General features: G+C 41.9%; 19 protein-coding genes. 11 read left to right on the forward strand and 8 right to left on the reverse strand.

What is annotated here, in order from left to right; all coding sequences use genetic code 11:
* The first annotated feature begins 74 nt into the window (after positions 1-74).
* From AAEU31_RS13245 to AAEU31_RS13255, 3 genes are all read left to right on the forward strand, one after another.
* Positions 75-983: a GGDEF domain-containing protein gene (locus AAEU31_RS13245; RefSeq protein WP_421967455.1), complete on the forward strand. Its 909-nt coding sequence runs from the start codon at positions 75-77 to the stop codon at positions 981-983.
* A gap of 59 nt (positions 984-1,042) precedes the next feature.
* Positions 1,043-1,627 carry a YqaA family protein gene (locus tag AAEU31_RS13250; RefSeq protein WP_135925729.1) on the forward strand — a complete coding sequence of 195 codons (585 nt, stop codon included), beginning with the start codon at positions 1,043-1,045 and terminating at the stop codon, positions 1,625-1,627.
* Between the two features lie 78 nt (positions 1,628-1,705).
* Positions 1,706-3,292 (forward strand): L-lactate permease, encoded by a 1,587-nt coding sequence (locus AAEU31_RS13255; protein ID WP_421967456.1) that lies wholly within the window; start codon positions 1,706-1,708, stop codon positions 3,290-3,292.
* A gap of 58 nt (positions 3,293-3,350) precedes the next feature.
* On the opposite strand, the gene AAEU31_RS13260 is transcribed toward AAEU31_RS13255, so the two are convergent.
* Both AAEU31_RS13260 and AAEU31_RS13265 read right to left on the reverse strand, forming a co-directional pair.
* Positions 3,351-5,291 carry a phytase gene (locus tag AAEU31_RS13260; protein WP_421967457.1) on the reverse strand — a complete coding sequence of 647 codons (1,941 nt, stop codon included), beginning with the start codon at positions 5,289-5,291 and terminating at the stop codon, positions 3,351-3,353.
* Positions 5,292-5,349: 58 nt separating this feature from the next.
* Positions 5,350-7,650 carry a TonB-dependent receptor plug domain-containing protein gene (locus AAEU31_RS13265; RefSeq protein WP_421967458.1) on the reverse strand — a complete coding sequence of 767 codons (2,301 nt, stop codon included), beginning with the start codon at positions 7,648-7,650 and terminating at the stop codon, positions 5,350-5,352.
* A 284-nt stretch (positions 7,651-7,934) separates the two neighbouring features.
* On the opposite strand from AAEU31_RS13265, the gene AAEU31_RS13270 reads away from it, so the two are divergent.
* From AAEU31_RS13270 to AAEU31_RS13285, 4 genes are all read left to right on the forward strand, one after another.
* A complete protein-coding gene (locus AAEU31_RS13270; protein WP_421967459.1) occupies positions 7,935-8,852 on the forward strand; it encodes a GGDEF domain-containing protein in 918 nt (305 codons plus the stop codon).
* The gene (locus AAEU31_RS13275) at positions 8,836-9,834 is read left to right on the forward strand and encodes a helix-turn-helix transcriptional regulator (RefSeq protein ID WP_421967460.1); all 999 of its coding nucleotides are present in this window, start codon (positions 8,836-8,838) and stop codon (positions 9,832-9,834) included. Before AAEU31_RS13270 ends, AAEU31_RS13275 begins: the two co-directional genes overlap by 17 nt.
* 155 nt (positions 9,835-9,989) lie before the next feature.
* Entirely contained in the window at positions 9,990-11,342 is a 1,353-nt protein-coding gene (locus AAEU31_RS13280) for a magnesium transporter (protein WP_253038738.1), read from the forward strand.
* A 208-nt stretch (positions 11,343-11,550) separates the two neighbouring features.
* Complete coding sequence (locus AAEU31_RS13285) at positions 11,551-12,456, forward strand: tetratricopeptide repeat protein (protein WP_135925723.1); 906 nt, start codon at positions 11,551-11,553, stop codon at positions 12,454-12,456.
* Here AAEU31_RS13285 and AAEU31_RS13290 read toward each other — a convergent pair.
* The 5 genes from AAEU31_RS13290 to AAEU31_RS13310 form a co-directional block, all read right to left on the reverse strand.
* Positions 12,453-13,001: a hypothetical protein gene (locus AAEU31_RS13290; protein ID WP_421967461.1), complete on the reverse strand. Its 549-nt coding sequence runs from the start codon at positions 12,999-13,001 to the stop codon at positions 12,453-12,455. The genes AAEU31_RS13285 and AAEU31_RS13290 overlap by 4 nt on opposite strands.
* 152 nt (positions 13,002-13,153) lie before the next feature.
* Positions 13,154-15,673 (reverse strand): TonB-dependent receptor plug domain-containing protein, encoded by a 2,520-nt coding sequence (locus AAEU31_RS13295; RefSeq protein WP_421967462.1) that lies wholly within the window; start codon positions 15,671-15,673, stop codon positions 13,154-13,156.
* A 134-nt stretch (positions 15,674-15,807) separates the two neighbouring features.
* A complete protein-coding gene (locus AAEU31_RS13300) occupies positions 15,808-16,791 on the reverse strand; it encodes a GGDEF domain-containing protein (RefSeq protein ID WP_421967463.1) in 984 nt (327 codons plus the stop codon).
* A gap of 150 nt (positions 16,792-16,941) precedes the next feature.
* Positions 16,942-17,319, reverse strand: coding sequence for a DP-EP family protein (locus AAEU31_RS13305; RefSeq protein WP_421967464.1), 378 nt, complete (start codon positions 17,317-17,319; stop codon positions 16,942-16,944).
* A 23-nt stretch (positions 17,320-17,342) separates the two neighbouring features.
* A complete protein-coding gene (locus tag AAEU31_RS13310) occupies positions 17,343-20,597 on the reverse strand; it encodes an nSTAND1 domain-containing NTPase (RefSeq protein ID WP_421967465.1) in 3,255 nt (1,084 codons plus the stop codon).
* Positions 20,598-20,835: 238 nt separating this feature from the next.
* Here AAEU31_RS13310 and AAEU31_RS13315 point away from each other — a divergent pair, with 238 nt between their 5' ends.
* Positions 20,836-21,264, forward strand: coding sequence for a hypothetical protein (locus AAEU31_RS13315; protein ID WP_421967466.1), 429 nt, complete (start codon positions 20,836-20,838; stop codon positions 21,262-21,264).
* Positions 21,261-21,452: a helix-turn-helix transcriptional regulator gene (locus AAEU31_RS13320; RefSeq protein WP_062570454.1), complete on the forward strand. Its 192-nt coding sequence runs from the start codon at positions 21,261-21,263 to the stop codon at positions 21,450-21,452. The genes AAEU31_RS13315 and AAEU31_RS13320 overlap by 4 nt, the downstream gene beginning before the upstream one ends.
* A 96-nt stretch (positions 21,453-21,548) precedes the next feature.
* On the opposite strand, the gene AAEU31_RS13325 is transcribed toward AAEU31_RS13320, so the two are convergent.
* Positions 21,549-22,739, reverse strand: coding sequence for an MFS transporter (locus tag AAEU31_RS13325; RefSeq protein ID WP_199526826.1), 1,191 nt, complete (start codon positions 22,737-22,739; stop codon positions 21,549-21,551).
* A 267-nt stretch (positions 22,740-23,006) separates the two neighbouring features.
* Between AAEU31_RS13325 and AAEU31_RS13330 the strand changes: the two genes are divergently transcribed.
* Positions 23,007-23,858, forward strand: a complete 852-nt coding sequence (locus tag AAEU31_RS13330) for a universal stress protein (RefSeq protein ID WP_421967467.1) — start codon at positions 23,007-23,009, stop codon at positions 23,856-23,858.
* Positions 23,859-23,962: 104 nt separating this feature from the next.
* Positions 23,963-26,095, forward strand: coding sequence for a TonB-dependent receptor (locus AAEU31_RS13335; RefSeq protein ID WP_421967468.1), 2,133 nt, complete (start codon positions 23,963-23,965; stop codon positions 26,093-26,095).
* The last annotated feature ends 476 nt before the right edge of the window (positions 26,096-26,571 follow it).

The following is a 26,571-nucleotide window of genomic DNA, read 5'->3' on the forward strand; positions in this document are numbered from 1 at the left end:
GGTCGCTTTGTCATGCACTTTTAAACACGCTTTGCTAATGTTGAGCCAATTGCAGTAAGTTGTCGTGATCTGTTATGAGTATACAACCTCCACCAATCGAAGTTAAAGCTGAGTTAAACTCAGTACCTCTAGTTATAAAGCAGCTTTTTATAAGCGTGTTCATTATTTCATTGTTGATGATTGTGGTGACATATCTTTACCATTTTAATCGATTAGAAAATGATATTTATCTCAATGGCGTATTAACAGATGCTATTAATTTATTGATCCTCATAAGTATATTTGCCTTTGTGCAAACATCGGTAGTAGCACAAAGAAGCTATTTATTTTTAAGTATTGGTATTTTTCTATGGAGTGTCGGGCTGACCTTCGACTTTCTAGATGAACTTGTTTTTCAGCCTATTTGGGTGGGAATTTATATCGAGGATATTGCTCGAACAATTGGTATGTTGGTTACTGGCTTTGGTTTATTTTTAGCTTTGTCAGACTTAGCTAAAACCCGTGAGCAACTTGAAGAAGAGCTAAAAACTGATGTGCTTACCAAAGCTTATAATCGCCGTTATTTCTACCACTATGTACTGCAAAATCAAGATACACCACATAGTATTGTGATTGTAGATATTGATCACTTTAAAGCGATCAATGATGAACATGGTCATGATGTTGGCGATCAGGTGTTGATTGATTTTGTATCGCAATGCCATAAGGCATTAGACCCGCAAATTTTATTTGCCCGTATAGGTGGTGAAGAGTTTGCTTTATTTGTTCCGACTGAAGATCAAGAAATATTGAGTCAGACATGTCAGCAACTATTGTGCTTGGCCAGTAACGTGATGGTTACGCCGAGTAAAACACTCAGTGTGAGTGTAGGTTCAGCTATAAAACGCGCCACAGAAACATTTAGTAATGCAATGAAACGAGCTGATCAGGCACTATATCAGGCTAAAAACCAAGGCCGTAGCCGTTATATTCATAAACCGTAAGGGACGGTTAAGGGTTTTTGTTGTACCCTAAAGCCGAGCAAAACGATTAAGGATGAATAATGGCAATTGCTAAAAAGTTAAAGCAAAAAACACGGCAGTTTATCGACTCTAAACATATGCTTAAATCGATTACGGTGGCATCATTTTTAGAGTCAACCATAGTGCCTATACCGCTTGAAGCTGTGCTTGTTCCGTTAATGCAAGCTCGCCGTGAAAAGCTGTGGTTAATCGCATTAATGGCGACCATTGGCTGTATTATTGGTGCTATTTTTGGCTATGCCCTTGGTTATTACCTATTTGATGTAGTAGGCGATTGGGTAATTAATACCTTCTCAAACCCTGAGCAATTCGAGCAAGTTAAACAAAAAATGCAAGCGCAAGGCTTTTGGTTTGTATTGACGCTCGGCATAGTGCCTATTCCATTTCAAATTGCCATGCTTGCCGCGGGTGCAACTAAGTATTCAATTTTTCTATTTTTACTGGCTACGGTCATTGCGCGCTCAATCCGTTACTTTGCACTTGCTGCAGTTGTTTATTACGCGGGTAATCAGGCTGAGCGAATTATTCAAAAGCACAAAACCAAAGCCTTAGTCGCTATTTCTGTGTTAGTACTGTTAATTTGGTGGCTTAGCACACTCATTTAACAAATAAAAAATACTGATTATGGTTATCCTGTCTATACTTTTAATTAAGGAAAGCACTAAAAAACAACAGGATGACCCATGAATACCCTAGTGGCTGCACTGCCTATTTTGCTATTGATCTGGATGATGGTAAAACGCAGCCCCATCGCTTCTTACATTGCTTTACCAATAACGGCGCTGCTCGCTGCTTTACTGCAGCTGTTTTACTTTCAAGCTGATTTAAGGCTGTTGCTTGCCAATGTGTTTGCTGGTGTGTTGTCTGTCATGACGCCCATTTCGATTATTGCCGGGGCTATTTTGCTTAATCGCATGTTGGCAATATCAGGAGCCGAAACCACGATTAAACACTGGCTCGAATCAATAAGTAGTAATCAGGTTGCGCAATTGATGATCATAGGTTGGGCATTTGCATTTATGCTCGAAGGCGCATCCGGGTTTGGTACGCCAGCGGCTATTGCTGCGCCTATTTTAGTCGGGCTTGGTTTCTCGCCTTTTAAAGTGATTGTTTTCACTCTTATTTTAAACTCAATTCCCGTTTCTTTTGGTGCTGTGGGCACGCCAACGTGGTTTGGCTTTTCGGCGCTACAGTTAGATGATGGGCAAGTGCTGGCTATCTCAAAATGGACGGCACTGTGCCATGTTATTGCTGCTTTGGTTATTCCTATGATTGCGCTGTGTCTTGTGCTGCCACTAAAAAAGGTGCGTCAAAATAGCGTATTCATTTATCTAAGCGTGTTTTCATGTGTCTTGCCTTATTGGTTGTTTGCCCAGTGGAACTATGAGTTTCCATCACTGATTGGTGGTGCAGTGGGGCTATTAGTCACTATTTATTTGGCAAGCCGGGGAGTGGGTTTAGATAAATCAGCTGCAAATACACAAAGCTCGAAAAACAAGGTTGAGTTCACACCTAAAACGCTGTTTGTAGCGTTATTCCCGCTATTACTCTTGATTGTTGTGCTGGTCATAACCCGTATTCATCAGCTGGGTATTAAAGCACTGCTTAACGACGAAACGCTCTGGCTGAGTGTCAATTTGGGCTTTGCGCAATTTGAATTAAGCAAAGCGCTGATCCTTTCTTTACATGAGATATTTGGCACGTCGGTGGGGTGGTCGTATAAAACCTTGTTTGTTCCAGCACTGATCCCGTTTGTATTGGTGGTGTTGATCTGCATGCCGTTACTTAAAATGAGTAAGCCACAAGTAAAGCAAATGTGCTCCGACACCTTAGGCCGTATTGCTATGCCATGTATCGCTTTAATCGGGGCGCTGGTGATGGTGAATATTTTAATGCAAGGCGGCCATAATGCGCCCATATTCTATATGGCGAGTACTTTTGCTGATTTAAGCGGGGAGCACTGGGTGTTATTTGCTTCGTATTTGGGGGCACTCGGCACTTTCTTTTCAGGCTCGGCAACGGTGTCTAATCTTACCTTTGGCGGTATTCAATATGGTATTGCACAGCAAGTGGGCTTATCAGAAACTTTAGTGCTTGCGTTGCAATCAACGGGAGCGGCGATGGGGAATATGATCTGCATTAGCAATATTATTGCTGTAGCCAGTATTGTTGGAGTGAATAATCAAGAAGGGCCTGTGCTTAAGAAAACCTTTTTGCCGATGCTGATTTACGGTGCAATTGTAGGATGTTTTAGTTATCTATTTTACTGATTAAACATGTGCAGATAAAAAAGGTGCCCAGATAAACCGAGCACCTTTACGGAGTAATTTATTGAATAGCTTTTTTTACTTCGCGCCAATCAATAATTTTAAAGTTTTGCGGTGCCTGTGGCATACGGTTGTAACCATCTTGCACAATTAGCACCCCTTCAGGGTAGCCCGGTAGCGCAGCCGGTGTTACCGTTAGGCCATCGGTTTCTGAAACGCCATCTATTGCTAACTCTAAGTTATTGCTGATTGCAAACTTACCTGCAAATTCAAGGCTAGGGGTATTGCCATCGATAATTTTATAAAGCACATAGCTGTAATCACCTTGGCTAGAAACCACTAAATAGCGGGCATCTTTTGCTTGGTAGATTTCCATGCCTTCTACATCATCAACCAACATATCGTTCACGGTTTGTAGCATTACAGGTTTATTTCCTGCTGTTGGCTCAGCGCCAATAAACCAAATACCTTCGTCTTCTTCACCTAAAAATAGCTGTGCGGTTTTATCATCTGCACTGCAACCTTCAGGTTGGCTCGGTACACTAAATTCGCGCACTAGTTGTGCTGATACGCTCTCATTATTACCTGTTAGTTTGTATTGCTGAAATAGGCCTGATTTGTCATTCATAAACACATAATTGCCTGTGTTTGATGAGTACATACACATACCGTAAATTTCGTTTAGGGTTGTTGGCAACTCAGCAAGATGTTGCACCTGATTGCTTGTATCAACAGTGTAAACACTGATGCTGTTATGAGAACGGTTACTACCTGCAATCCAGGTATTCGTTGCGTTGTTGATACTGGCATGTTGGCGCACATCAACATTATTTAAACGGCCTGTTTCTAGCGCTTGTAGCTCTTTGCCTGCAAGGTCATACACCATTAAACCGCGGCGTTTATCGGTGCCTAAAATTAGGCTTTTTGCTGCATTATTTGGGTTTACCCAAATTGCAGGGTCATCGGCGGCATCACCAAAAGCACGCACTGCATCGGTTTGCGCTTGTGCATTGATATAAGTAACAGCCGCTGTTTTAGCGCTATTTTGTTGCTTAGCTTGTGCTTTAATTTGCCCATCGATTTGACCTTTTACATAATGACCTGATTCATCATCGTACAGCACGATATCAGCTTGATTATTGTTAAAGCTCACTGCGGCAGATTCAATTGCCAGTTCACCAGCAAATTGCCAGCTGCTAAAACGCTTTGTGCTATTTTCGTAGCGATGTAATTGGTTATCATCAGAAGTGGTAAACCATAAGCTACCATCTTCTGTTGTGCTTAAGCCACCAACTTCAGGCGCTAAGCTGCCAAATGGCGACATCATAGCAAGGGGCTTTTTATCGGCGCGCGATTCAGCGTCGGCGTTAATTTGCCAAATGCCTAGCTCGCCTTCGCTTAGGTAAAGGGTTTTACTGTGATCATCAACCGCACAGCCTGATGTTTCACTTACGCCAGCAAACTCGCGTAATTCAAGGTTTAACGCGCGCTTGTTTGCCATATCAAACACCAGTGTTTCGCGAATAAGACCACGAGCGTCTGCCACAAACGCCGACACAGCTTGAGTGGTCGGGTTGGCAAATAAGCACACTGCCTCAGGCTTTGCTTTTGGTGGGCTAATACGACTAATTTCAGTTAACTGCCATTTAGCTGCTTTTTGTAAGCTAAAGATCACCGCTTGGTCGGCTTCGTTGTCGATGCTAGCAACAAGGTAACTGTTTTTGTTGATAGCCTTAACAGACAGCGCTTCGAAGTTACCTTTTTGTAATGCGTGCTGTTTACCTGTGGCATCAATAAGCTGTAGACCTTGCCTTTGTGAGCTTAATAGCCAAGCGTCATCAGCAAGGGCTGCCGCTTGTGAGCCTTGCATATTTCCAGTTGTGCCAAAGGCTGTTAATTGGTTTTTACTTGGCGCCTCGGTTGCCGTTGTTTGGCTACACGCTGCTAGGGTGCTCAGTATTACTGCACTGGCAACAAGATTAAGTGGTTTTTTAAAATTCATGGGATCCCCAAATATACAACAAGGCAGCAATGCGCTGCCTTAATAACTCTTATGTGTATTAAAACGCGTAGCGCAGCATTAACTGAATAACAGGGCCTGCTTCTTCAGACTCCAGTTCATACTCGTCAAAGTCGCGGTTGATTTGGTCATCAACCGTGTCGAACTTGTTAAACGTTTCGTCTTTGCTTGCATCAAGTAGGTTTGAGCCCACTAAACGAAGCGTGACGTCTTGCCAGCGTTTTTCTACGAATACTTCAAGGTCTGCGCCGTAGTGTGTAGTCACTTCTTCACCCACGATACGGCCATAAGCATCACCTTGTTTACGGTAAGTTGCACCGAACGAAGCGCCTAAATCAGGTAGGTCTTGAATAAAGCCAACGTTAAACACATAGTCAGATTGGTCGTTGAATTTACGGCTACCGAAAGTGTCATCTACTTCTGAATCAAGCCATGAGTAGTTAAAGAATACCCCGGTGTTTGGCATCCTAATGGCGCTTAGCGGCGTTGATAAATCAAGCTCGATACCTTTTACATTGCCATCACCAGTGTTACGCGGTTGCAAAATGTAAGTACCATCACCTTCTGAGCCTTGTTGGCCTGTATTAGCAATTTCGATAAGGTCAGTGACATCGCGGTAGAACACGTTGAGTCCTACTACGCCGCTTTTACCTAAGCGATACTCATAGCCTAAGTCCATACCCCATGATGATTCTGGTTGTAGGTCTGGGTTACCTAAAAAGTCGTTATCGCCTAATTCTTTTTCTAGTAGAGCTGGGGTGATGTAATCAAAATCAGGGCGACGTAAGCTACGTGCAACCGAGGCACTAACACGGCCATTTTCAGAGACGTTGTAGCGTAAATGTGCCGATGGTAAGAAGAAGTCATAATCGTTTTTAGCGCTCACACCTTCAGCTTTGTCTGTAATGGTTGAGTCGGTTGTTTCGTAGCGCACACCTAACTCCCACGAGAAGTCTTGGTCTTCGTGCTTAACTAATGCAAATACATCTAGGCGGTCTTCTTCGAGTTTATTTACGCCACCAGCGGCTGCTTCATACTCGTTGTTAAAGCCTGCCAGTGACAGAGGTGTTTTGCTGAACTGATCCCAACTAGTAAAGCTTTGTTCACTTTCACCTTCGGCTTGATAAACCGCAGTATCGCGCTCTTTACCTTGTACAAAGGCACCGAATTGAATTGTTTTGTTCTCGCCTGCAAATAAGCTATGTTGCCACTGTAATGACCACTCTTTGTCATCAAGGTCTACAGTTTCTTCTTCTTCCTCAAACACCATAGGTAGCTCAGAGGTATCGATTTCTACTTCTTGCTCGTAAACAGACTCTTCAAAGCTTGCAAAACCAAGCTTAAATTTACTGGTGCCACCAAAAAGGGGTAACTCATAACCCGAGTTGATGTTGTAGTTGGTTTGGTCGATGAAAGACACATTGGCGTTGTCGGTTTCAAGATTACCGCCTTCAACAATTGAGTTATTGATTGCTGTTGGATCGTCATATTCAAATGAACGCTCATCTTCAGTACGGTCGGTATCAACCCAAATCGCGCTGATATCAAACTTGCTGCCATCATCAAAAGCAATTTCGTAGCTGGCATTTAGCGAGGTATCGTCACCGTCGCGAATATCTGATTGATCTTCGCGGTTATCGAATTCTTCGGTTTTGTAATTAGCGTTATTCTCTGGGCTGTCGCCATAGCGTAGGCTTGATTTTTGTTTTGGGTTATAACGGCCTTGTAAGTTAGCGCCAAGTAATAAACGACCGCCAGCAAACTCGGTGCCGTAAACACCAGCAAAGCTTTCTTTTAATTCGCCATCGTCATAACGCAGACCGCCCGCACGCAGGTAACCTCCATCTAGGCTGTAACCGTCACGCAATACAATGTTTAGCGTACCGGCAATGGCATCCGCAGAGCGGTTTGCACTTGAAGCACGAATAATTTCTACACGCTCAATTAGCTCAGCAGGAATACGGTCAACAAAGAATGAGCGGTCAGCACCTGCACCAGGTACTTCTTCACCGTTAATAAGGACCTTTGTGTAAGCCGGGCTTAAGCCACGCATACGCGCGCCATCAGATTCTAAAACATCCGATAAAAACGTCACACTAGGTACGCGTTTTAGTGCATCACCGGCAGTAAGCGGTTCAAAACGTTGAAAGTATTCTTGTGAGTATTCAAGCGTCGGTGCCAGCTCCTGTGAGCGGTTGCGATAACCGATTTCGCCATAGACAACAAGCTCTTCAGAGACTTTTACTTTTTTCTCATCGCTGTTTTGTTCGTCTTGTGCGTAAGCGGCAAATTGGCATAAGGCGAGGGCGCTTACTAACGCCTTCGTTTTAAATTGTTTCATGGGTTTGCTCCTGGTTGTCCTTGGTTTGATGAGCAAAGTACGCAGCTTAAATGACGCAAATGTGACAGAAAATCGCTAACAGCCTGTAAAAACAAGTGATTAGCGGATTTTAAAAGTACTTTTGAGCTGCAATAACCCCATCTTGTTAAGGTAAATACAGTGCTTAAGGGGTTTAACAAGGTTTGACTGTCGTTTTGCTGTCACATCATTGAGCTAATATGACCCTGCTGCTTTAAACGCTAACGAGTTAGCATGGCAGCGTGATTTATTGTTAGGTACTGAGAATGCGATATAACCCTTTTACTCATCATCGACTTTTAACCAATGCAGTTATTGCTCTATTTGTAATTGCGTTTTTGCTAAGCGCACAAGCAGGAGAATTAAAGCCTCTTGCTGATATCGCATGGTTAGATATTTTAGGCGAGGGTGGCATTGTGCTAATGACCCTTACTTGGATAGCTGCGCTGCTTATTTCGAGGCCGCCCGGCAAAGTCACCAGCTTTTTAGTGCTTGGGCTTGGGCTTTTTATGTTTTCAGCTTCCCTTGATTTATTTGATGAGTGGTTACATCAACCAACCAATACGTGGCTTACTTGGATTGAATCGTTACCTGCGCCGATAGGCATGATTTTCACAAGCCTTGGGCTTTATCAGTGGCATCAAGAGCAATACGTGCTTAACAGGCAATTAAAACGTCGTGAAGCACAGCATCGTGAGCATGAGTTAGTGTGCTCAATAACAGGGCTGTATAAGGCTGATTACTTACAAGCAGTGTTAAAAGAACAATTAAGTGAGCCACAGCCACTGCAACTGGCAGCGATTGATATTCGTGGATTTGCTGATTTTAACGCTGAATTTGGTTTTATCGAAGGAGACCGCTTACTACGTGAAGTAAGCGAGCTTTTATTGATGAATTGCCGCCTTACCGATGTAGTGTGCCGCTATGCGGGAGACTGTTTTATGGTGCTGATGCCAAATACCAGCGCAGTACAAGCAAAAGAGCTGGTGGCGCAAATTACCTCGGCGCTGAGCCATTGTGCTTTTAAGGTTGAAGGCGAAAAACACGCTAAGTTTCAAGATGTAACAGCGGCCTTAGTAGGCAGTATGCAAGGCGATACACCACACCGTTTAAGCTCGCGTTTACACGCTAAGTTACAACAACAAAAACAACAAAGAGTCAGCCATTGTGAAGCCGTATCTTAATCAAGATGACAAATACCTCACCGCACAAGGGTTAATTACCACGCTGGTGGAGCTGGCCTTAAGTCGCGGCATTGCACTGCATAAGTTACTCAGAGGCACAGGTGTGTTTGAGCAAGACTTAATGAGTGTGCAGCATCAGTTTAGTATTTCGCAGCAAGTGCGCTTATTGACGCAGTTTAAGCAACTAATGAAATCCGCCGACAGCGGTTTTTTATTAGGGAGTCAGCTGGCAAACGATACCTCTGTTGCCGCCCAAGGCGTGTTACATGCAGCGCATATCGGCCAAGCTTTAAAGCAGCTACATAATTTGCGCATGCAACTAGCCCCTTTGTTATTTAGTTATAGTTATGTGCATAACGAGCAGTATTACATTGTGCTGCAAAACGCAGTAGGCTTGGATGATGAAATAAGCCAGTACGTTATGGAAATTTACAGCGCCGCGTTTTACCAAGTTCTTAAAAAAGTGGCGGGTGAGCGAGTCCCTTGTCAGTTTGAGTTTGCCTATAAGCGCGCCAGACATAGCCAAGAATACGAGCAACACTTAGGCCTTAAAGTCGCTTTTGAAAAGCCTATAACTCGTTGGGTATTGAATAAACACGCGCTTAGGCTCACTAACCCCGTGTTTAGTAGTTTTAGGTTTTCACAAATTAACTCGCAACTAGCGGCATTAAATTCTGCAAATAGCACTTTTGTGGAAGCCGTAAGCCGATTAATTTATCAAACTCCGGCGTTAAATTTAGAGCAGGTAGCCAGCCAATTTGCTATGAGCCCCGCAACCTTCAAACGCAAACTAAAAGCCCATGGCGTGCGTTTTTCTAGCTTGTACGATGAGCAAAGCAAGCGCAAAGCGATTTACCTACTTGCCATGCGCGAGCAATGCAATGAGCAAGTCGCCATGCGCTTATCATTTTATGATATTGCTAATTTCAGACGAGCATTTAAACGCTGGACCGGGCTTACGCCAAGTCAATTGAAGGGCTAATACTAACTTAGTTTTACTGAGTGATAATTGAAAAAAGTCCTTAAGCTCACCTATATGACTGATTGGATGAAGATAAAAATATATCAATTACGGGCAGTTATTTTAATTAAGCTGCGTTAGACTACTGTCATTGATGTAATTAACCGAGGTCTCAAATGATTGAGTATCCTGTTGACCAACTTCCCCAGTTAATTGATGACTTGCTTCAGTGTGACACTACAACACGTAAAAATAAGTTACTTGCTGATGCTAAAGAAAAGCTTTCTACTGAGCATTTATCGTTATTGTTTGAAGCATTACCTAAAGAACAACGTTTAGAAATTTGGCAATTACTTGATGAAGATACCCAGCATGAAATTTTCATTAACTTAGGTGGTGATAGTTGTCGCTGGTTGTTACAGAGTTTAGATGAAGCTGAGGGCTTTAAGTTACTTGACGAAGTTAGCGTTGAAGAGCTACTTGAACTTGAAGAAATTATTCCCGAACGCTTTGTTGATTATGCACGCAGACAACTTGATGAAGTTCAAACGAAGCAATACGACCTTGCACAGCAATATAATCCTGAGCAGCTAGGTCACTGGCTCGATTTTGATGCGCTTAAAGTGTCAGAAAAACTCACCGTAGCTGGCGCGCGTAAAATTTTTCAAAAAGGCTTACCACAGTACACCGAAGTGATTTATTTGGTGAGTCGTAAAGGCACACTCATTGGTGAAGTGGCAATTAATTCGTTATTTAAAGCCAATGATAACGACAGCCTGCTGGATTACGCGAACCTTGATGTGTCAGCTTTACACGCTGATGACGACTTATACGAAGCGGCCGAAGTGGTTATTCATAGCGAAAAAATGGCGATGCCAGTGGTTAACGCCGACAACAAACTATTAGGCCGTTTGTCGGTGTCATCAGCCTATGAATTACGCCAAGAAGTAACAGACGAAGCCGCTGCAAAAGCGGGTGGTCTACGTGAAGACGAGGATCTGTTCTCGAGCGTGACCAAATCGGCAAAAAACCGCGGTATATGGCTTGGTATTAACCTAGCAACGGCATTTTTAGCCTCTTGGTTTATCGGTTTGTTTGGTGCAACTATCGAGCAAGTGGTTGCACTAGCGGTACTTATGCCAGTTGTCGCTTCTATGGGCGGTATTGCAGGTAGTCAAACGTTAACGGTTATTGTGCGCGGTTTAGCACTCGGTCAGGTGACCGACTCTAACCGCAGAGCGCTGTTGAAAAAAGAGCTAAGAGTAGGGGCATTAAATGGCTGTGTTTGGGCCTTTGTGATTGGCGTGCTTACTTATTTCTGGTTCAACGATGGCATGTTAAGTTTAACCATTACTATCGCTATCTTACTTAATTTAGTGGCTGCCTCGTTATCGGGAGTCGTGATCCCATCTATTTTGGATAAGCTCAAAATCGATCCTGCTCTTTCAGGCTCTGTGATTCTTACCACAGTCACCGACATTGTGGGTTTTGTCACCTTTCTTGGCTTAGGTAGTTTGTTGCTACTCTAAATAATTTTAAAGCAGGTTAACTCGGTGCTTAGCCTGCTTTTTTGTTAGTCATGCAATTTCAAACTTATTAAGTGTATAAAAATGCTTAAATTCACTGTGTGAAGAATCTAAATTATTAATATTAACTATAAATTTAACTAAAAAGTGCTGTAATATAGCAGGATATTTTGTTATTTTTCTGTGTGTATTGTCACTTAGAAGTTAGTAGATGAAGAAAAGTTTAACCTTTTTGTTATTTAGTTTCTGCAGCTTTAATGCTTTAGCATCAGAGAACTTTAGTGACCATGAGATATTCTGTAGCCAACAACCTCAGGCTCTATGCTTAGATTATATTAATCAACAGCTAGCGGTAGCAGAGCCTGGTTCGGCACGCTGGTATGAAATTAAGTCGTATCAGTTTGATTACTTTTACGACAAAATGGAATATCTCGCCCTTAAAGATAGCACCGAGCCATTTATAAATGGCAAAGACCTTCCTGTTGTTTTTCAAGTTCAAGTTTATTTTTATTACGCAAAGTCGATGCAATATTTCGGCAATCATGAACAAGGCCGCAAATTCGCGACTTTGGCATTTGAAAACCTACAGGCTATTTTCGATTCATTCGGTAACCCAATGCGCATGGTTGAATTGGCCAATTTGCAATACGTGTTTGGCAACAAAGAAACAGCATTGCACATATTAGATAGGGCTGAACGTCGCTTTGGAAAGAGCAAAGATCCTATTTTTCATTTTGAACTTGCTTCAAATAAAGCTAATGTTTTCCATTCACTGGGTGATGTAGATGGAGCACTCGCAAGTCGTCGGGTTGCTGTAGATTGGATTTTAAAAACAAACCATAAGCGTAAAATCTCTGTAGCGTTAGGCAATTTAGCGAGAACGTATCAAATACTTGCTCAGTACGACGAAGCAGATAAATTGTATGTTCAATCACTTAAGTATATTGATGTAGAGTCTGATCGTTTTGTTCTTGCTATTTATAAGCTACGCTTGGCTGAAATCAATTGGCAGGCAGGCAAGCCAGAACAAGCTTTAAAGTGGTTTAAGCAAGTGCATAAAGGTGACATTCGTAAAACACACGCGAAGCTTTATGCACAGCTAGAAAACGTACTTTAAATATTGTAAAAACAGCCCGGTTTTTCGTCTTCACCCGGCGCTAAAATTTGTAGGTGAGTTGACTCACCTTGTTCCATCAACGGTTTCATAGTTTTATCAAATTGTTTAGCGGCATGTTCAATTAATTTTGCTTGCTGTTCTAACGCTTTAAAATCGGCATCATGAGCAGCCATAAGTTTATTGAGTTCTTTAGCCAGTTTATCTTGCTCTTTTAATAAGCTTTTATTAATTCGTAGGTGGTTCTCGTCTTCAATAACTGCTTCTTCGGTGATCGCTTCTATTTGCTCAGAATAGTCAGTAACTTGTTGTTCTATTTCACTAATTGGTTGTTCTAGCGCTTCTAGTTTTACTTGTTCACGTTCAAGCTCTAGGTATGCAGCAATCTGTTCGTTATTGAGGGTACTTTCGCTTACCTTTTTACAGTCTTTAAAAGTAATAACGCGATAATCGCCCTGAGAAACTGCATTATCTGCGTTTGCTAAACTGATGCATGCAGCACTTGCAGTGATGAGGAGTGCTCTTGTGGTAAAATTTCGTAAATTCATGATGCTGTCCTTCCTAATAGGTAATGTTAATTAGTTAGTCGCAGCAAGTGGGAATAAAGTTTATGGCATAGGCGCTTTTTTAAATATTATTTAAAAAAGCGCCTAATTTTAAAAAGTTAGCTGTGTGCTAGCCTAAACCAGCACACATTAATTTAGAAGCTATAAGTGATGTTACCGTAAATAAAACGGCCATCTAAGCTGTATGGCGCAAAGCCACTATAAGGGAATATGTGGTTAAAATCGCTATAACCAATATTGCTTACAGTATCTTGAGGGTACTGATCGAATAGGTTATTGGCACCTAATGCAAACTTCCACTGCTCATCAGGGCGATAAGCCACTTCTAAGTCAGCAATCCATTTTGCATCAAGTACTTCATCGTTTTCAGCACTATTTGAGGTATCAATAACTTCACCATAACGAGTTGCTCGTAATGTGGTTTGGAAGTTTTCATAATCCCACGTTGCAGATAGGTTCCATTTATCCGCTGGTGTACCTTTTTCAAAACGAGTTACTTCTCGACGAGAAAAATACTCGTAGCTGTCACCTAATGCCTCTAATTCCGGTGGATTTTCTTTAACGTGTGTTACTTCAGTGTCGTTAAAGTTAACCGCAGCACTTAAGCGTAAATCACCATAGCTTTCTAAGCCTAATGAGTAAGTAGCAACAATATCAACACCTTGTGTACGTGAATCAATGGCATTGGTGAAGTAGCGAACGCGTTGTGTATTAACTTCGCCAGCTTCGGCTAAAATCGCTTCAACTTCTGGGCCGCTTAAGTTTTCAGATAATACGATACGGTCATCAATTTCAATGCGATACGCATCAAGCGTTAAGCTAAAACCGCCTTGAGTAAAGATGAAACCTGCCGTCATATTAACTGACTCTTCAGCATCTAAATCACGAGCCCCTAGTGCTTGCGCTGCAGGTTCATCTACAGGGAATAAACCTACTTCACTTGGCACACCATTCTCAAATAAAGTACTTACCGACTTATATGAAGTTTGGGCAAGTGATGGCGCTCTAAAACCTGTGCTAATTGCACCACGTAACGACAGTGACTCATTAATGCTGTAACGCGAAGCTAGTTTAGAGGTAAAGGTACTACCAAAATCGCTGTAATCTTCAAAACGACCTGCTAAAACAAGGTTCCAATCTGTTGTTAGATAAGTATCAAACTCAGCAAATATTGCAATGTTATGGCGGCTTTTATCAGTTGCACTTTCAGGTGAGAAACCCGGTAATACTTGTGCGCCACCGGCAGCAACAGGGTTACCTTCGTCATCTAATACGGTTAGGTAAGAGGCCGTTTCACCCGCTTTGATTTGATAGTTTTCGTGGCGATATTCAGCACCAATCGTCACAAACACATCATCAGGTAAACCTAAATCTAGCGTGCTGCTGGCATCCATATTGACTAGGTATTGCTCATATACGAGCGAGCCATCATCAAATTCTGTTGGGCTGCTAACACCCATAGAGGTATTTAAACTGTTGCTTACGCCAATACCAAAGTCATTGCGACCATAATTGCTGCTTACATCCCACGTCCAGTCATTGGTTTCGCCATTAAGGCCAATTGCAAATGAGTAGTCATCTACATCAGTATCTATTTGCGGTAAGAAGCCGTCAGGATACACTTCAGTTAAGTTACGAGAGTCTTTGGCACGACGATAAAAGCCACCCGAGTTACCTTCACGGTTTGAGTAACTTGCAAAAGAGTAAAGTGATAACGAGTTATCAAACTCATAACCTAGGTTATAAAAAAGCGCGAAATCTTCAATGCTTGCTTTACCAAAACGGTGGTTATAGCGGTCAAAGTCGAATTCACGAGGGTCTAAATTGCCATTTGCGTCACGGCTGTACTGTTCGCGTTGGTCAAAACCAGAGCGATTCGTTGGCTCGTTATTTCGTGACTCAATAGACAGGTTAATAAAGCCATTATCACCCAGCGCAAAACCCGCGTTAGCGCTTGCTGTGCGTGAAATACCATCATTTACTTCACGGTCGCCACCAGTCTCAAAACTTAGGTTGCCTTCGCTATCAGTTGTGGTGTTTAGTAGCTGAGGAGACCCTGCCATTTGTGTATCGTATTCACCATATGTGAAGCTCACGCTGCCGCCTTCATCGGCGTCTTTTAATACAATATTGATCACACCAGCAATCGCGTCAGAGCCGTATTGAGCAGCAGCACCATCACGAAGTACTTCTACGCGTTTAATTGCTGAAGTAGGAATATTATTTAAATCAACAGCTGTTGAACCACGGCCTACGGTACCGTTTAAATTTAATAGTGCACCCGCATGGCGGCGTTTACCATTGATAAGTACTAATGTGTGGTCAGGAGCTAGGCCACGTAAAACAGCCGGTTTTGCATGATCAGTTCCATCAGCAATGGTGGCACTAGGGTAGTTAAAGCTAGGTAACTGAGAGGCAAGTACTTGGCTCATATCAAGTTGGCCAGTGCTTGTTAGATCGCGACTTGTTAATAAATCGACAGGTACAGTACTTTCAGAAATACTACGAAGGCTTCGGCGAGTACCTGTTACAGAAATAACTTCAACATCTTGAGCAGTGTTTTCTGTTGTTTGCTCAGCAGCGATTGCAGTCACTGATGTAGCTAGCGTACTTGCAATAGCGAGTTGCAAAGGTACTTTTTTAAAAAGTGTCATTGTTGGATCCCTTGTGACGTTGATTTCACGTTGCAGTTTATCAATAAAAAAGGAACAAACAAATAACATAAAAGTATACTATATGATTATCTAAACAAGCTATTTAGCTCATAGTTCTACACTAAAATAACCTTTTATGCGCTTATGCTTATTTTATTTCTGCCCTCTGTTTTTGCTCGGTATAAAGCAGTGTCTGCAGCACAAATTAGTGCCTCAGAAGTACGGTATTGATTATTAAACTCGCAAGCAATTCCTTGACTTACACTTATTCTAAAATCACTCGGTAGGCCAATTTCAGTAAATGACATATTGTTTATTTTTATTTGAATATGCTTTGCAATAACTGCTGCTGTATCTTTTTGACACCTTGGTAATATAACCGCAAATTCTTCACCACCATAACGGGCTGCCAAACAGTCATGAGAGGGGAGTGATTCTGCAATTATACTTGCTACTTTTTGTAAGCACTTATCGCCTTTAACATGACCGAACCGGTCATTAAATAATTTAAAATAATCAATGTCGATTAATATAGTGCTAATAGCTTGGTTGGTTTGTACGCTTTCTTGCCAATGCTCTTTTAATGATTCCTCAAGGGTTAATCTATTTGCAAGGCCGGTTAAATGGTCAGTGGTGGCCTGTTTAACTAAGCGATTATATTGCTCTTTGTGCGATGATAAATCATGTAATACACAAAGAAATAAATTATCTGCAACGGCAATGTTTTTTGGCAAGCTTGAAATACATAAATCCGCTTCAAGGGTTTTACTATCGGCGCGGTTTATTTTAACTTCGTTTGGACCAAGGCTTATCGGCGAGTCTTTATGATCTAACCAACTGAGTAGGGTATACATGTATTTATCACGGTCGGTGTCGTGTAGGTAATGTAACAGGTTTTGACCGATTAACGCTTCTTGGTTGTCACCTAAAAGTTGTGCCGCCATCGGGTTTGCAAATTCAAACGTGCCTTGACCATTAATGATAAACACCCCTTCAGGAATGTTCTGAAACATTTGGGCAATTAGTGCAAGTTGCTCTGAATTGATAGACTGCGCAAGTGCGTTTTTAGCTTCTGATTGAGCAGTGCTTGGTTGTTCATTTTTGTTGTTAGTAGACACGTTCGTTTCCTTTTTGCCGATGCAAACGATTTTGGTGTCTATAAAGTTACTTAAAAAAGTGCAAATTAACCTTCTGGTAATCTTCTGGTTTTAATTGTTTGTTTTTAAATGTAAAAAAGCTCCATAAAAGGAGCTTTAAGTGAGTGTTTTTTAGTCTTCTTTATCATTTTTCACTTGTGGATCGGCACTTTCATAGCTTGTGCCATTGCACTCAACGATGAAAATCATACACGCAGTGCCGCTATTTTCATCAGTATCCGCTATTTCAATTGTTTGACCATCATTAGTGACTTTAAAGCTAAAGTCTTGCTCGCAATCACCTTCAAGGTTTGCAAATTTCGCGCCTGTAAATTGAAAGCCAGCATCCACTGTTGCATCATCAAGTGTATAAATGCCTAGGCTGTTTCTTTCATTGACAGTACCGCCTCCAGAAACTTGCTGACCGTCTTGGAAGTATGTAAATAAAGCTTCATTTTCAGTGTTAAGTTTAATATTCACTGTAAAGTTGAAAGTTTGACTTTCGCTCATTATTATTACCTTCTAGTTGTTTTTTATAGTTCAAAGTTAGTAATGCCTAACTCTATTAGTTTACTTTTAACTGTGTTTACCTCACTTACCCTATTTAAACAGGTGTAGGCTTGAATAAGTGGGTAAGTTCTTTTTATACTTTTATCGCCGTTTTTATTTTCTTCAATTGCATTAATAGCTTCTTGGCATGCTTTTTGTCTTGCTATTTTGTCTTCAGAAAGCTTTGCTTTAATTAAATTAACCTTTATCAGAGCAGCGAGGTTTTCTATTTTGCTAGTGTCAGATATTCTCTCAATAAAGTCTGAGTTGCTCTCTAATTTTAACAAGAGGTCTTTGGCTTCGTTTAAAAGGTTTCGATTGATTAAATAATGAATCACTCCTATTTGAATATTTATTAAAGTTGTATCTGAAACCCCTTGGTTATCAATGTAACTCAAAACATCTTTTACTCTTTCACTTGTTTTACTTTTATCTAACAGCATTAATTGGTATGCAAGTGTTCTATAAAAGGTGCGTTGAAACTTTTGATTTTTTGGATCTTGGATTCTTGCTCGATTAATTGCATCAGTTGCTTTTTCAGCTTTTAAAAATGCTGCTCTCTTATTTGGAAAATAGCTCAATAAAAAGCTTTGTTGCATAAAAGTGTTTGCTAAATAATTATGTAAGCTTGCGTCATTCGGCGATGTTTCAAGCATGTTGATTAGCTCTTGAGAGGCTTGTTCAAGTAGTTCGAGTGCAGCGTTTAAATTACCGAGCCTTTCTTCTGTGGTTGCAATCCAACTAATGGTGTCTGTTTTATCGCGTAATAAATTTTTGTTATTCGGTTTAAGCTCAAGGGCTTGGTTTTTCAGTTTTAAAGATTCAGTAAAGCTCTGTTTTGCAAGTGCATAATTAAACTGCTTTAAATACAACGAACCAAGAGAATTGTGCGAGTAAGATAGCTCCATAATAGAGTTAAAGTCATTAGGGGCAAGCTGATACATTTTTTCACTATAAGCCAAGTAACGTTTAAACATTGGCTCAGTAGCTAAGTAATTACTTTGCTCATAAGTTAAATTACCAAGCCAGAACGCATTGGCCCCTGCGAGCATTAAAACATCTAGGTTATTGGGTTGAATTTTTAGTAATGATTCTAGGCGCATTCGCGCATTTTCAAAGGCGGTGAAGGCCTCGTCGGTTTTGCCGCGAGAGTAGGCCACTTCGCCCATAGCCTCTAAGGTTTGAGCGTATTGAAAACGGTTATTAAACTCGGCTTGTGTATCGCTAAAGTCAAACAACGAAGGCGCTTCTTCGTCTTGATTAGTAAAATACTCAAGGGCTTTGTTGCTAATACCATCAAGTAAATCCATACGTTCAACGCTTCTAAGTTTGTCGGCAAATTCACCGACCATAAAGCCCAATAAACTTTCAGCTTCTTGGCGTTTTTGTTTTGCTATTTGTTCGGCGTGATAGCTGCGCACGCTCATAAATGTGGCAATAAAGGTTAAGCACACAAGTGCAGCCGCTGTTATTTGTAACACGCGTTTTTTACGTTTGGCTTTATTGTTAGAAGCCTTAATTAACGCTTGTTCGTCACACGATAAGCTAAACATAGGGTTTTTAACTAGGCTTTGTGCTTCTTGCAGCGGTTTGCCTTGCGCTAATAAAAAGTCGCTGTGTTTATGTTCTAGCAGCCATCGCTCGGTGGCAAGTTGCACGCGGCTTTGAATTGCTAAGCTTTGTTGGTGCTCTTGCACCCAATCAATGGCGCGTTGCCAATGGCGCAGCAGCGCTTCGTGGGCAAGGCTAAAGCAGGCTTGCTCATTTTTAAGGTGCGACACAAACAAACGGCTGTCGACCATAGCCTGAACAAGCTTGGTCGCAGCAGGGCTGGTTAATTCGCTCCAACGTGCAGCGCGGCTGGTGAGCGTTTCGCCATCTGGATTTAAAGTGATCAGTTTAGAAAGTACTGCGGCAAGTTCAGTTTGTTGGTCTTTGGGTAATTGGCAAAATACTTGTTCGGCTTTTTGGCCGATGGCTCCTTCGATGGTGCCTAGGGCTTGGTATTCAGAAAACAATAATTCGTTGTCTGGGCTGCGCTGCAAGTAAAGCTGCTGCAAGGTGTATTGCAGCATTGGCAATGCATCTGGGTTATTGGCAGTATCGTTACAAAGTTGTTCATCAAGCGGTGTGTGATGCTCTGGGTGATGTTGCCAACTTAAGCCTGCTGCAAGTGCTGGCAAACGGATCATTTGCTTAAGCTCAGAGCGAGTTGGCGCTAATAAGTCAAAATGTGCGCCATTGGCTTTACCTGCCATTAAACTTGGTTGACTCACTACTTGCGGGTAAAAGTCATTACGACAGGCACTAAAAATGATCATGCAGCCACTTGTTGCTAAGCGCTCAATAAGTGCTAAAAGCTGGTTGCGCTCGTCATCGCTAAATAGCGGCGATGACAATAGCACTTCGAGCCTGTCGATAAATAAAAATAAATAGGGCGTATTGCGCTCTGCATTTAGCGCTGCAAGTGCTGCTTTACAGCGGGAAATAACCTGTTCTGGGTCTTTTAATAACAATTCAGCCAACGCATCGGCGCTTATATCGCTAAGTACAGGTGCGTCGTTTATTTCTAAATCGAGCAAGGTTGAGGCTAAATCAAGCAGTAAGCGCTCTTTGCTGACATCGGCAAAGTCGAGTTGGCAGTAACTGTGTACTCTAATACCATCGTAGCCATTACTCGACATTAAAGCGGGCAATACACCTGCATTAACTAATGACGATTTACCTGAACCACTGGCTCCCAAAATTAAGCAAAATGCGCGACCAAACTCAATTTGAGCCGACACTCGCTGTAGCAAAGTGGCAATTTGTTTGTTACGACCAAAAAATACATCGGCTTGCTCTGGTGCAAACGCACTTAAGCCAACAAAGGGCGAATCACCTTGCCAACTGGTTTGGCTGGCTTTTTGTTCTTCGTTGAGTGGAAAGTTGATTTCGGCAATAACCCGATAACCACGTTTACGAATGGTTTCTATGTAATGCGGATCACTTGCTTTATCGTCAAAGGCTTTACGTAATTGGGTGATCACTTTATGTAGGGGGTTGTCACCCAGCGCCACATTTGGCCAGCAATGGCTGATAATTTCTTCGCTCGTTAGTAGCTCACCTTGTTTTTCGCATAGCAGCAGTAATACATCCATCGCCTTTGGTTCAAGATGCTTTGTTTGTTCACCGCGTCGGATTGAGTTGGTGGCCGGAGTAACTTGCCATTCGCCAACGAAAAACAGTGCCGTATTCATAGTGTTATCTTCATTGTTATTGTTAGAAACGCAGTCCGATTGGACCGATTTTATATTAGATTACGGAATTCTTTGATTAATACAATATTATGAGATTAACAGCAAGCGCCTTGCCTTTTCTGACATTAAAAAATCATATTGATGTCGTGTATGTAAAACTTTTTGTAAAGTTTGTTTGACTTTTTGTGTTGCTAGGTTAATCTTTAGTCAAGTTTACTTTACTTTTAAGGTGAGAATAATGGATCAGACAGGATTAACCTTTAAACAACGTAATAAGCAGAACACACAAAACCTCGCTAAATGGACATCAGCATGGGTGATTACTTTAGCAATTGCCTCATTTGGGCCGCATTTTTTATGGCAAGAGCAGGCTGTTTTTAGTGTTGTGGCAATCTTACTTAATGTAGTAGTTGGCATTATGATGATTTTATCGAACAAACGACAACTTCAAGGAATGGATGAGCTGCAGCAGCGTATGCACCTTAATGCAATGGCGATTACCTTGGGTGCAAGCTTAGTATTTGGTTTAGCTTATTCGGTAGTGCAATCAAGCGGTTTAATTAGCTTTAAAGAAGATATTTCACACCTCGTACTCTTTATGGGCTTAACCTATTTGGTGAGTCTTTTAATGATGAATAAGCAGTTAAACGACGAGGGCGAGGAATGAAAAACCGCTTGAAAGTGCTTCGTGCTGAGCACAATTACACCCAAGCAAAATTAGCCGAATTACTCGATGTATCAAGGCAAACAGTGAATGCTATCGAAAAAGGTAAATTTGATCCAAGTTTGCCATTAGCATTTAAAGCCGCGCGTTTATTCAACCTGAGTATCGAAGAGATATTTCAGGATGAGTAAGTCTGATAGCGTAAGAGGCGTTTTAACGCCGAATGTTAAATCATTCTTGTTAAACGCCTTTTTGCTACGCGATATAAAATCGCAGCTACATTTTTGTTAACTTTCGACTCGTAGTTTTTTCATCTGCATCGCACTTAACGACCACATTAAAAAACCACCTAAGAATAGTGCCGCAGAAACATAGCCTGTTTGACTAGGGAGTGCGCCTTCGGCAATAGCCATGCCGCCAAGCCAAGGGCCAATGGCATTAGCTGTATTAAACGCACACTGTACTAGCGCACCAATCATGGCATGCCCCTGTGGTGACACATCCATTAATAGCGATTGGATCACGGTACCTAAACCAACACTAAAGCCAATAAAGAAAATCACCGCGTATAACAGCCAAATATTATGGCTTGCGCTTACATAACTGGCTGCAAATACTACAGCACCAATTAGCGCTGCGCCTGTGGTTTTCAGCGGTGAGTGGTCGGCGGCTTTACCTAATACATAGTTACCTAAAGTACAGCCAATACCAAACATAATCATCGCAATAGAGATAGTGTAAGCAGGGGTATGGGTGACTTCTAAAATAGTGTCGGCAATGTAAGTGTAAACACAAAATACGCCACCAAAACCAATAATGATGATACCCAGAATAGTCCATACGAGCTTGTTCTTTAATACACTTAACTCATCGAGAATCGATGTTGGCGCGGTATTTTTTACGTTAGGTACGTATTTCACAATCAATACCAAGGCAACTAACGCAAGTACAGCGGTGCCTGCCAAACAATAACGCCAGCTAAAGTTTTGCCCCACTAGGGTGACCATGGGCACACCAACAATAGTGGCAATGGTTAAACCCATAAATACTTTTGACATAAAGCTTGCGCGTTTATCGGCAGGGGCGATATCGGCAGCCAATAAAATAGCAGCGGCGAAGTAGGCACCGTGTGGTAAGCCACTTAAAAATCGAAATAAAATAAGTTGTTCAAGCGAGTTTGCAAAAGCACTTAAACCATTGAATAAAAACATCATACTGACAAACATCAACAGTGCATTTCGCTTACGCATGTTGGCGGTTGTGATCATAAATAGTGGGGCACCGACAACTACGCCAATCGCGTAAGCACTGATGGCATAACCACTTTGCGCTGGCGTAGACGAAAATGTTTCGCTGATCAGGGGCAACATTGGCATCATAGAAAATTCTGATAGGCCCAAAATGAATGTGCCTAAAGCCAATACTATCAGAATGGTAAACGTGCTTGCGTTGCCTTGGGAGTTGGCTACGTTAGTCATGTAATTCCTTTAAAATAAATTTAAAAACAAAATAGATTTTTGATAATTGAAAATGCCAGTAACAAATACTTTGTTCTGGAGTAGAGGTGTGTGCCCAACGCTATTGTAATACAAATTAATGGGCTTGATACAGTACTTTTTGGAACGTTCTATATTTGTTTGCTATAAGAAAATAACCTGAACTTCTTAAGTCTTTGCTGTTCAAAATAAATACAGAGAAAAAGCCAACTATACTTGGTTAACTGAATTGGTTTAAAGGAGAGCGCAATGAAAAAGATATTTGCCTGTATCGACGGTTCATGCATGACCGATGCGGTGACAGAAGCGGCTATTTGGATTTCTAAGCGCTCCAGCCATCCAATTAATTTTCTGCATGCATTAGAGCCACCTTTGCCGCAGGGCAGTGATGATTTAACCGCAATTATTGGTTTAGGTTCGCAAATCTCATTGTTAGAGCAATTGGCAAAACTTGAGCAAGAACGCAACAAAGTGGCGTCGCAGCATGGTCAATTATTGCTAGATGAAGCAATGAAAAAAGCCGAGCATGCAGGCCTAACCGAGATTGAGCAACAGCAGCTTTCAATGAGTCTTGTTGATGCCTTACTTGAACATGAAGACAATGCCCGTGTGATGATTATTGGCCGCTCTGGTAAAGGCCATTACGATGATTTTAAAGTACTGGGCTCGCACATTGAAACGCTGATCCGTCAGGTGCATACCCCGGTTGCGATTGTGCCGCCGCAATTTCATGAGCCCACTAACTTTATGCTAGCTTATGATGGCAGCGAAAGTACCGACAAAGCGATTACGCAAATTATCAATGGCGGCATTTTATCCGGCTTAGATTGCCATTTGGTGATGGTGGATAAACAAGATGGTCACTGCCAAGACAAGCTTGACACTGCCTCAGCAAGATTTGCTGAAAATGGTTTTAATGTGAGAGCGCGCATGCTCGATGGCGATGTTTATCAAGCGCTGTGGCGATATAAAAGTGACCACGCCGTTGACTTAATGGTGATGGGCGCATTTGGTCATTCTAAATGGCGGCAATTCTTTTTAGGCAGCACGACCTTAAAAATGCTTGAAGATAGCCGTATTCCTTTAGTGGTGCTGCGCTAAGTTATTTACCTGTGGCAGGGTGCGACAATATGTCACGTGTTCAGACTAATTAATGAGTTTTATAATCGGCGTCATTAATTATTTGCTTTGATTTTAAAACAGTTATGAACACGCTATCTTCTCGCCCTGGTTTTTTATTTTCTAAAATTGCTGTAGCACTTAGCTGTGTTTTAAGTATTTCGGCCTTTGCAGATGATTCTATTGAAGTGATAGAAGTACAAGGTCATGCCCAAAATAACCATCAATTAGTTGGCTCTGCAGACGCGTTACTGAAAGATTTAGGTGTTGATTTTTCAGCGGCCGGAGGAGTGTCTAACTTGCCGGTGATGAACGGCATGATGGGCGATAGAGTTAAAGTTTTAGTCGATGGTGCTGATGTCACAGCAGCGTGTGCTAACCAGATGAACCCGCCACTCTCTTATGTGTCGGCAAACCAAATTGCCACTTACAGTGTTGTTGCTGGTGTATCACCGGTAGGCAGTGGCGGGGATAATATTGCCGGCGTTATTAGGGTAAATACGATTGCCCCTGAATTTAGTGATTCAGACTCAGTGAACTGGCGCGCAGGCTATGTTACCGCCCAGTACAAAAGCGTTAACGACAGCCAAGCATACGCGCTAGGTGCCAGCCTTGCGAGCAAACAGTTTAGCTTGTCTTACCAAGGCAGCTTTGAAGATGCTAACAGCTATGATGATGGGCATGGTGAGCGTGTACTTGATACCTTATATCGAGTGCAAAATCATGCCTTAACGGGCGCTATTCGTGATGAGAAACAACAGCTTGTAGTTAAGCTAAGTCATCAAAAAATTCCTTACCAAGGCTTTCCTAATCAATACATGGATATGACCGATAACACCAGCTATGGCTTAGTTGCTCAGTATAAACGAGAGCTTGAAAATGGTGATTTGCAGGTGCAAGTGAATGCGCATGATGTAAAACACGAAATGGGTTTTTTCAGTAATGAGAAAACCGGCATGATGCCAATGAATACCGATGCACAAGATTACAGTTATCAAGTTCACTGGCGCACTGATTTATCAAAACAGTCATCATTAATGCTAGGGCAAGAATATTACGGTTATCGAATTGATGACTGGTGGCCAGCGGTTGCAGGGTCAATGATGATGGGCCCAAATGAGTACGTAAACATTAACGATGGCAAACGTGACCGCCTTGCGGCATTTGCTGAGTACCAAAACCAAGTAAACCAAGCATGGTGGGTGTCGGCAGGTGTTCGTGTTGAGCAAGTCTCCACAGATACTGGCGAAGTGCAGGCTTATAACGAAGGTGGCATGAGCGACATGGCTAATATGGGCTCAATGATGGATATGTCAAAAACCGACGCCCAAGCTGCGATCGAATTTAACCAATTAGACCGTAAACGTGACGACACTTTAGTTGATATCAGCTTGCTTGCTCGCTATCAATTATCGAATAACGATGAGCTGCAATTTGGTTTAGCTCGTAAAAACCGCGCCCCTAATTTATATGAGCGCTATAGCTGGGGTGTAGGTACGATGGCAACTACCATGATTGGTTGGTTTGGCGATGGAAATGGTTATATTGGTAACCCAGATTTAAAAGCCGAAACAGCGCACACATTGAGTTCAAGCTACACCAAACTTGCCAAAGACGATAGCTGGCAAGTAACCGCAAATGTTTGGTACACGCAAGTAAATGATTATATTGATGCTGAAGTGACTAAGAGCTTTAATCGCACTGACATGGCGCATAGCAAGCGTAATATTCTTACATTCACTAACCTAGATGCGACACTTTACGGTGCAAAACTGGCGGGCTTGGTAGAGCTTTACAACACAAAGCAAGCAGGAAAGTGGCAGTTAAAAGGCTCACTAACCAGTACTCATGGCGAACGTGATAATAGCAATGAAGACTTATATCAAATTATGCCACTGCGCACTGAGCTGAGCCTAGAGCACGAATACAAAGGCTGGCAAAACGTACTGAGCTGGCAATGGGTTGATAGTAAAACCCATGTTGATGAACGCCGTTTAGAAAACCAAACCGACAGTTATCAGCTATTGGCTATCTCAAGTCAGAAAACGTGGCAAAATTTAACCTTTAAGTTGGCAATTACTAACTTACTTGATGAATACTACCAACAGCCACTTGGTGGTGTAAGTATTGCTAATTACAAGCAAGATATGAGCAATGGCTTTGAGCAACTTGCCGGACAAGGCCGCTCGTATAATGCCAGTGTAAGTTATCGGTTTTAGAGAAAGCTATCAGCTTTCAGCTGTCAGTTTGAAGCTGAACGGTGCTGCTTACAGGCCTTTACCAAATGCCTAGCTCGTAGGAGGTACTTTGGTGCCGAAATATCTTCACAAAGAGAACTGAATGACAAGACAATGAGGGAAAACAATAAATTACTTGTTGTATTCTCTAAAGCGCAGCGCCTCTTATCCTCTTTGTGAAAAAATGTCTTTGATGTAGGCGTGAAATTTATTTCGCGTTAAAACAAATTGCACAAAGAGAAAAGAATGAGAAAACAACGTGGGAAAACAATAGATTACTTATTATTTTCTCTAAAGCGCAGCGCCTCTTATCCTCTTTGTGCAAAAAATGTCTTTGTTGTGGTCAACTAATTCCGGACAGTGAATTAAGTTTTTCTTCTGCTATAGCAGGGGCAACCATTTGATTATGGCTATGTGGCCTGCGCCAGTTATAATAATTCATCAAATAATTACTAATA

It is taken from the genome of Pseudoalteromonas thalassia, from assembly GCF_049257215.1.
Taxonomy (GTDB): Bacteria; Pseudomonadota; Gammaproteobacteria; order Enterobacterales; family Alteromonadaceae; genus Pseudoalteromonas; species Pseudoalteromonas lipolytica_C.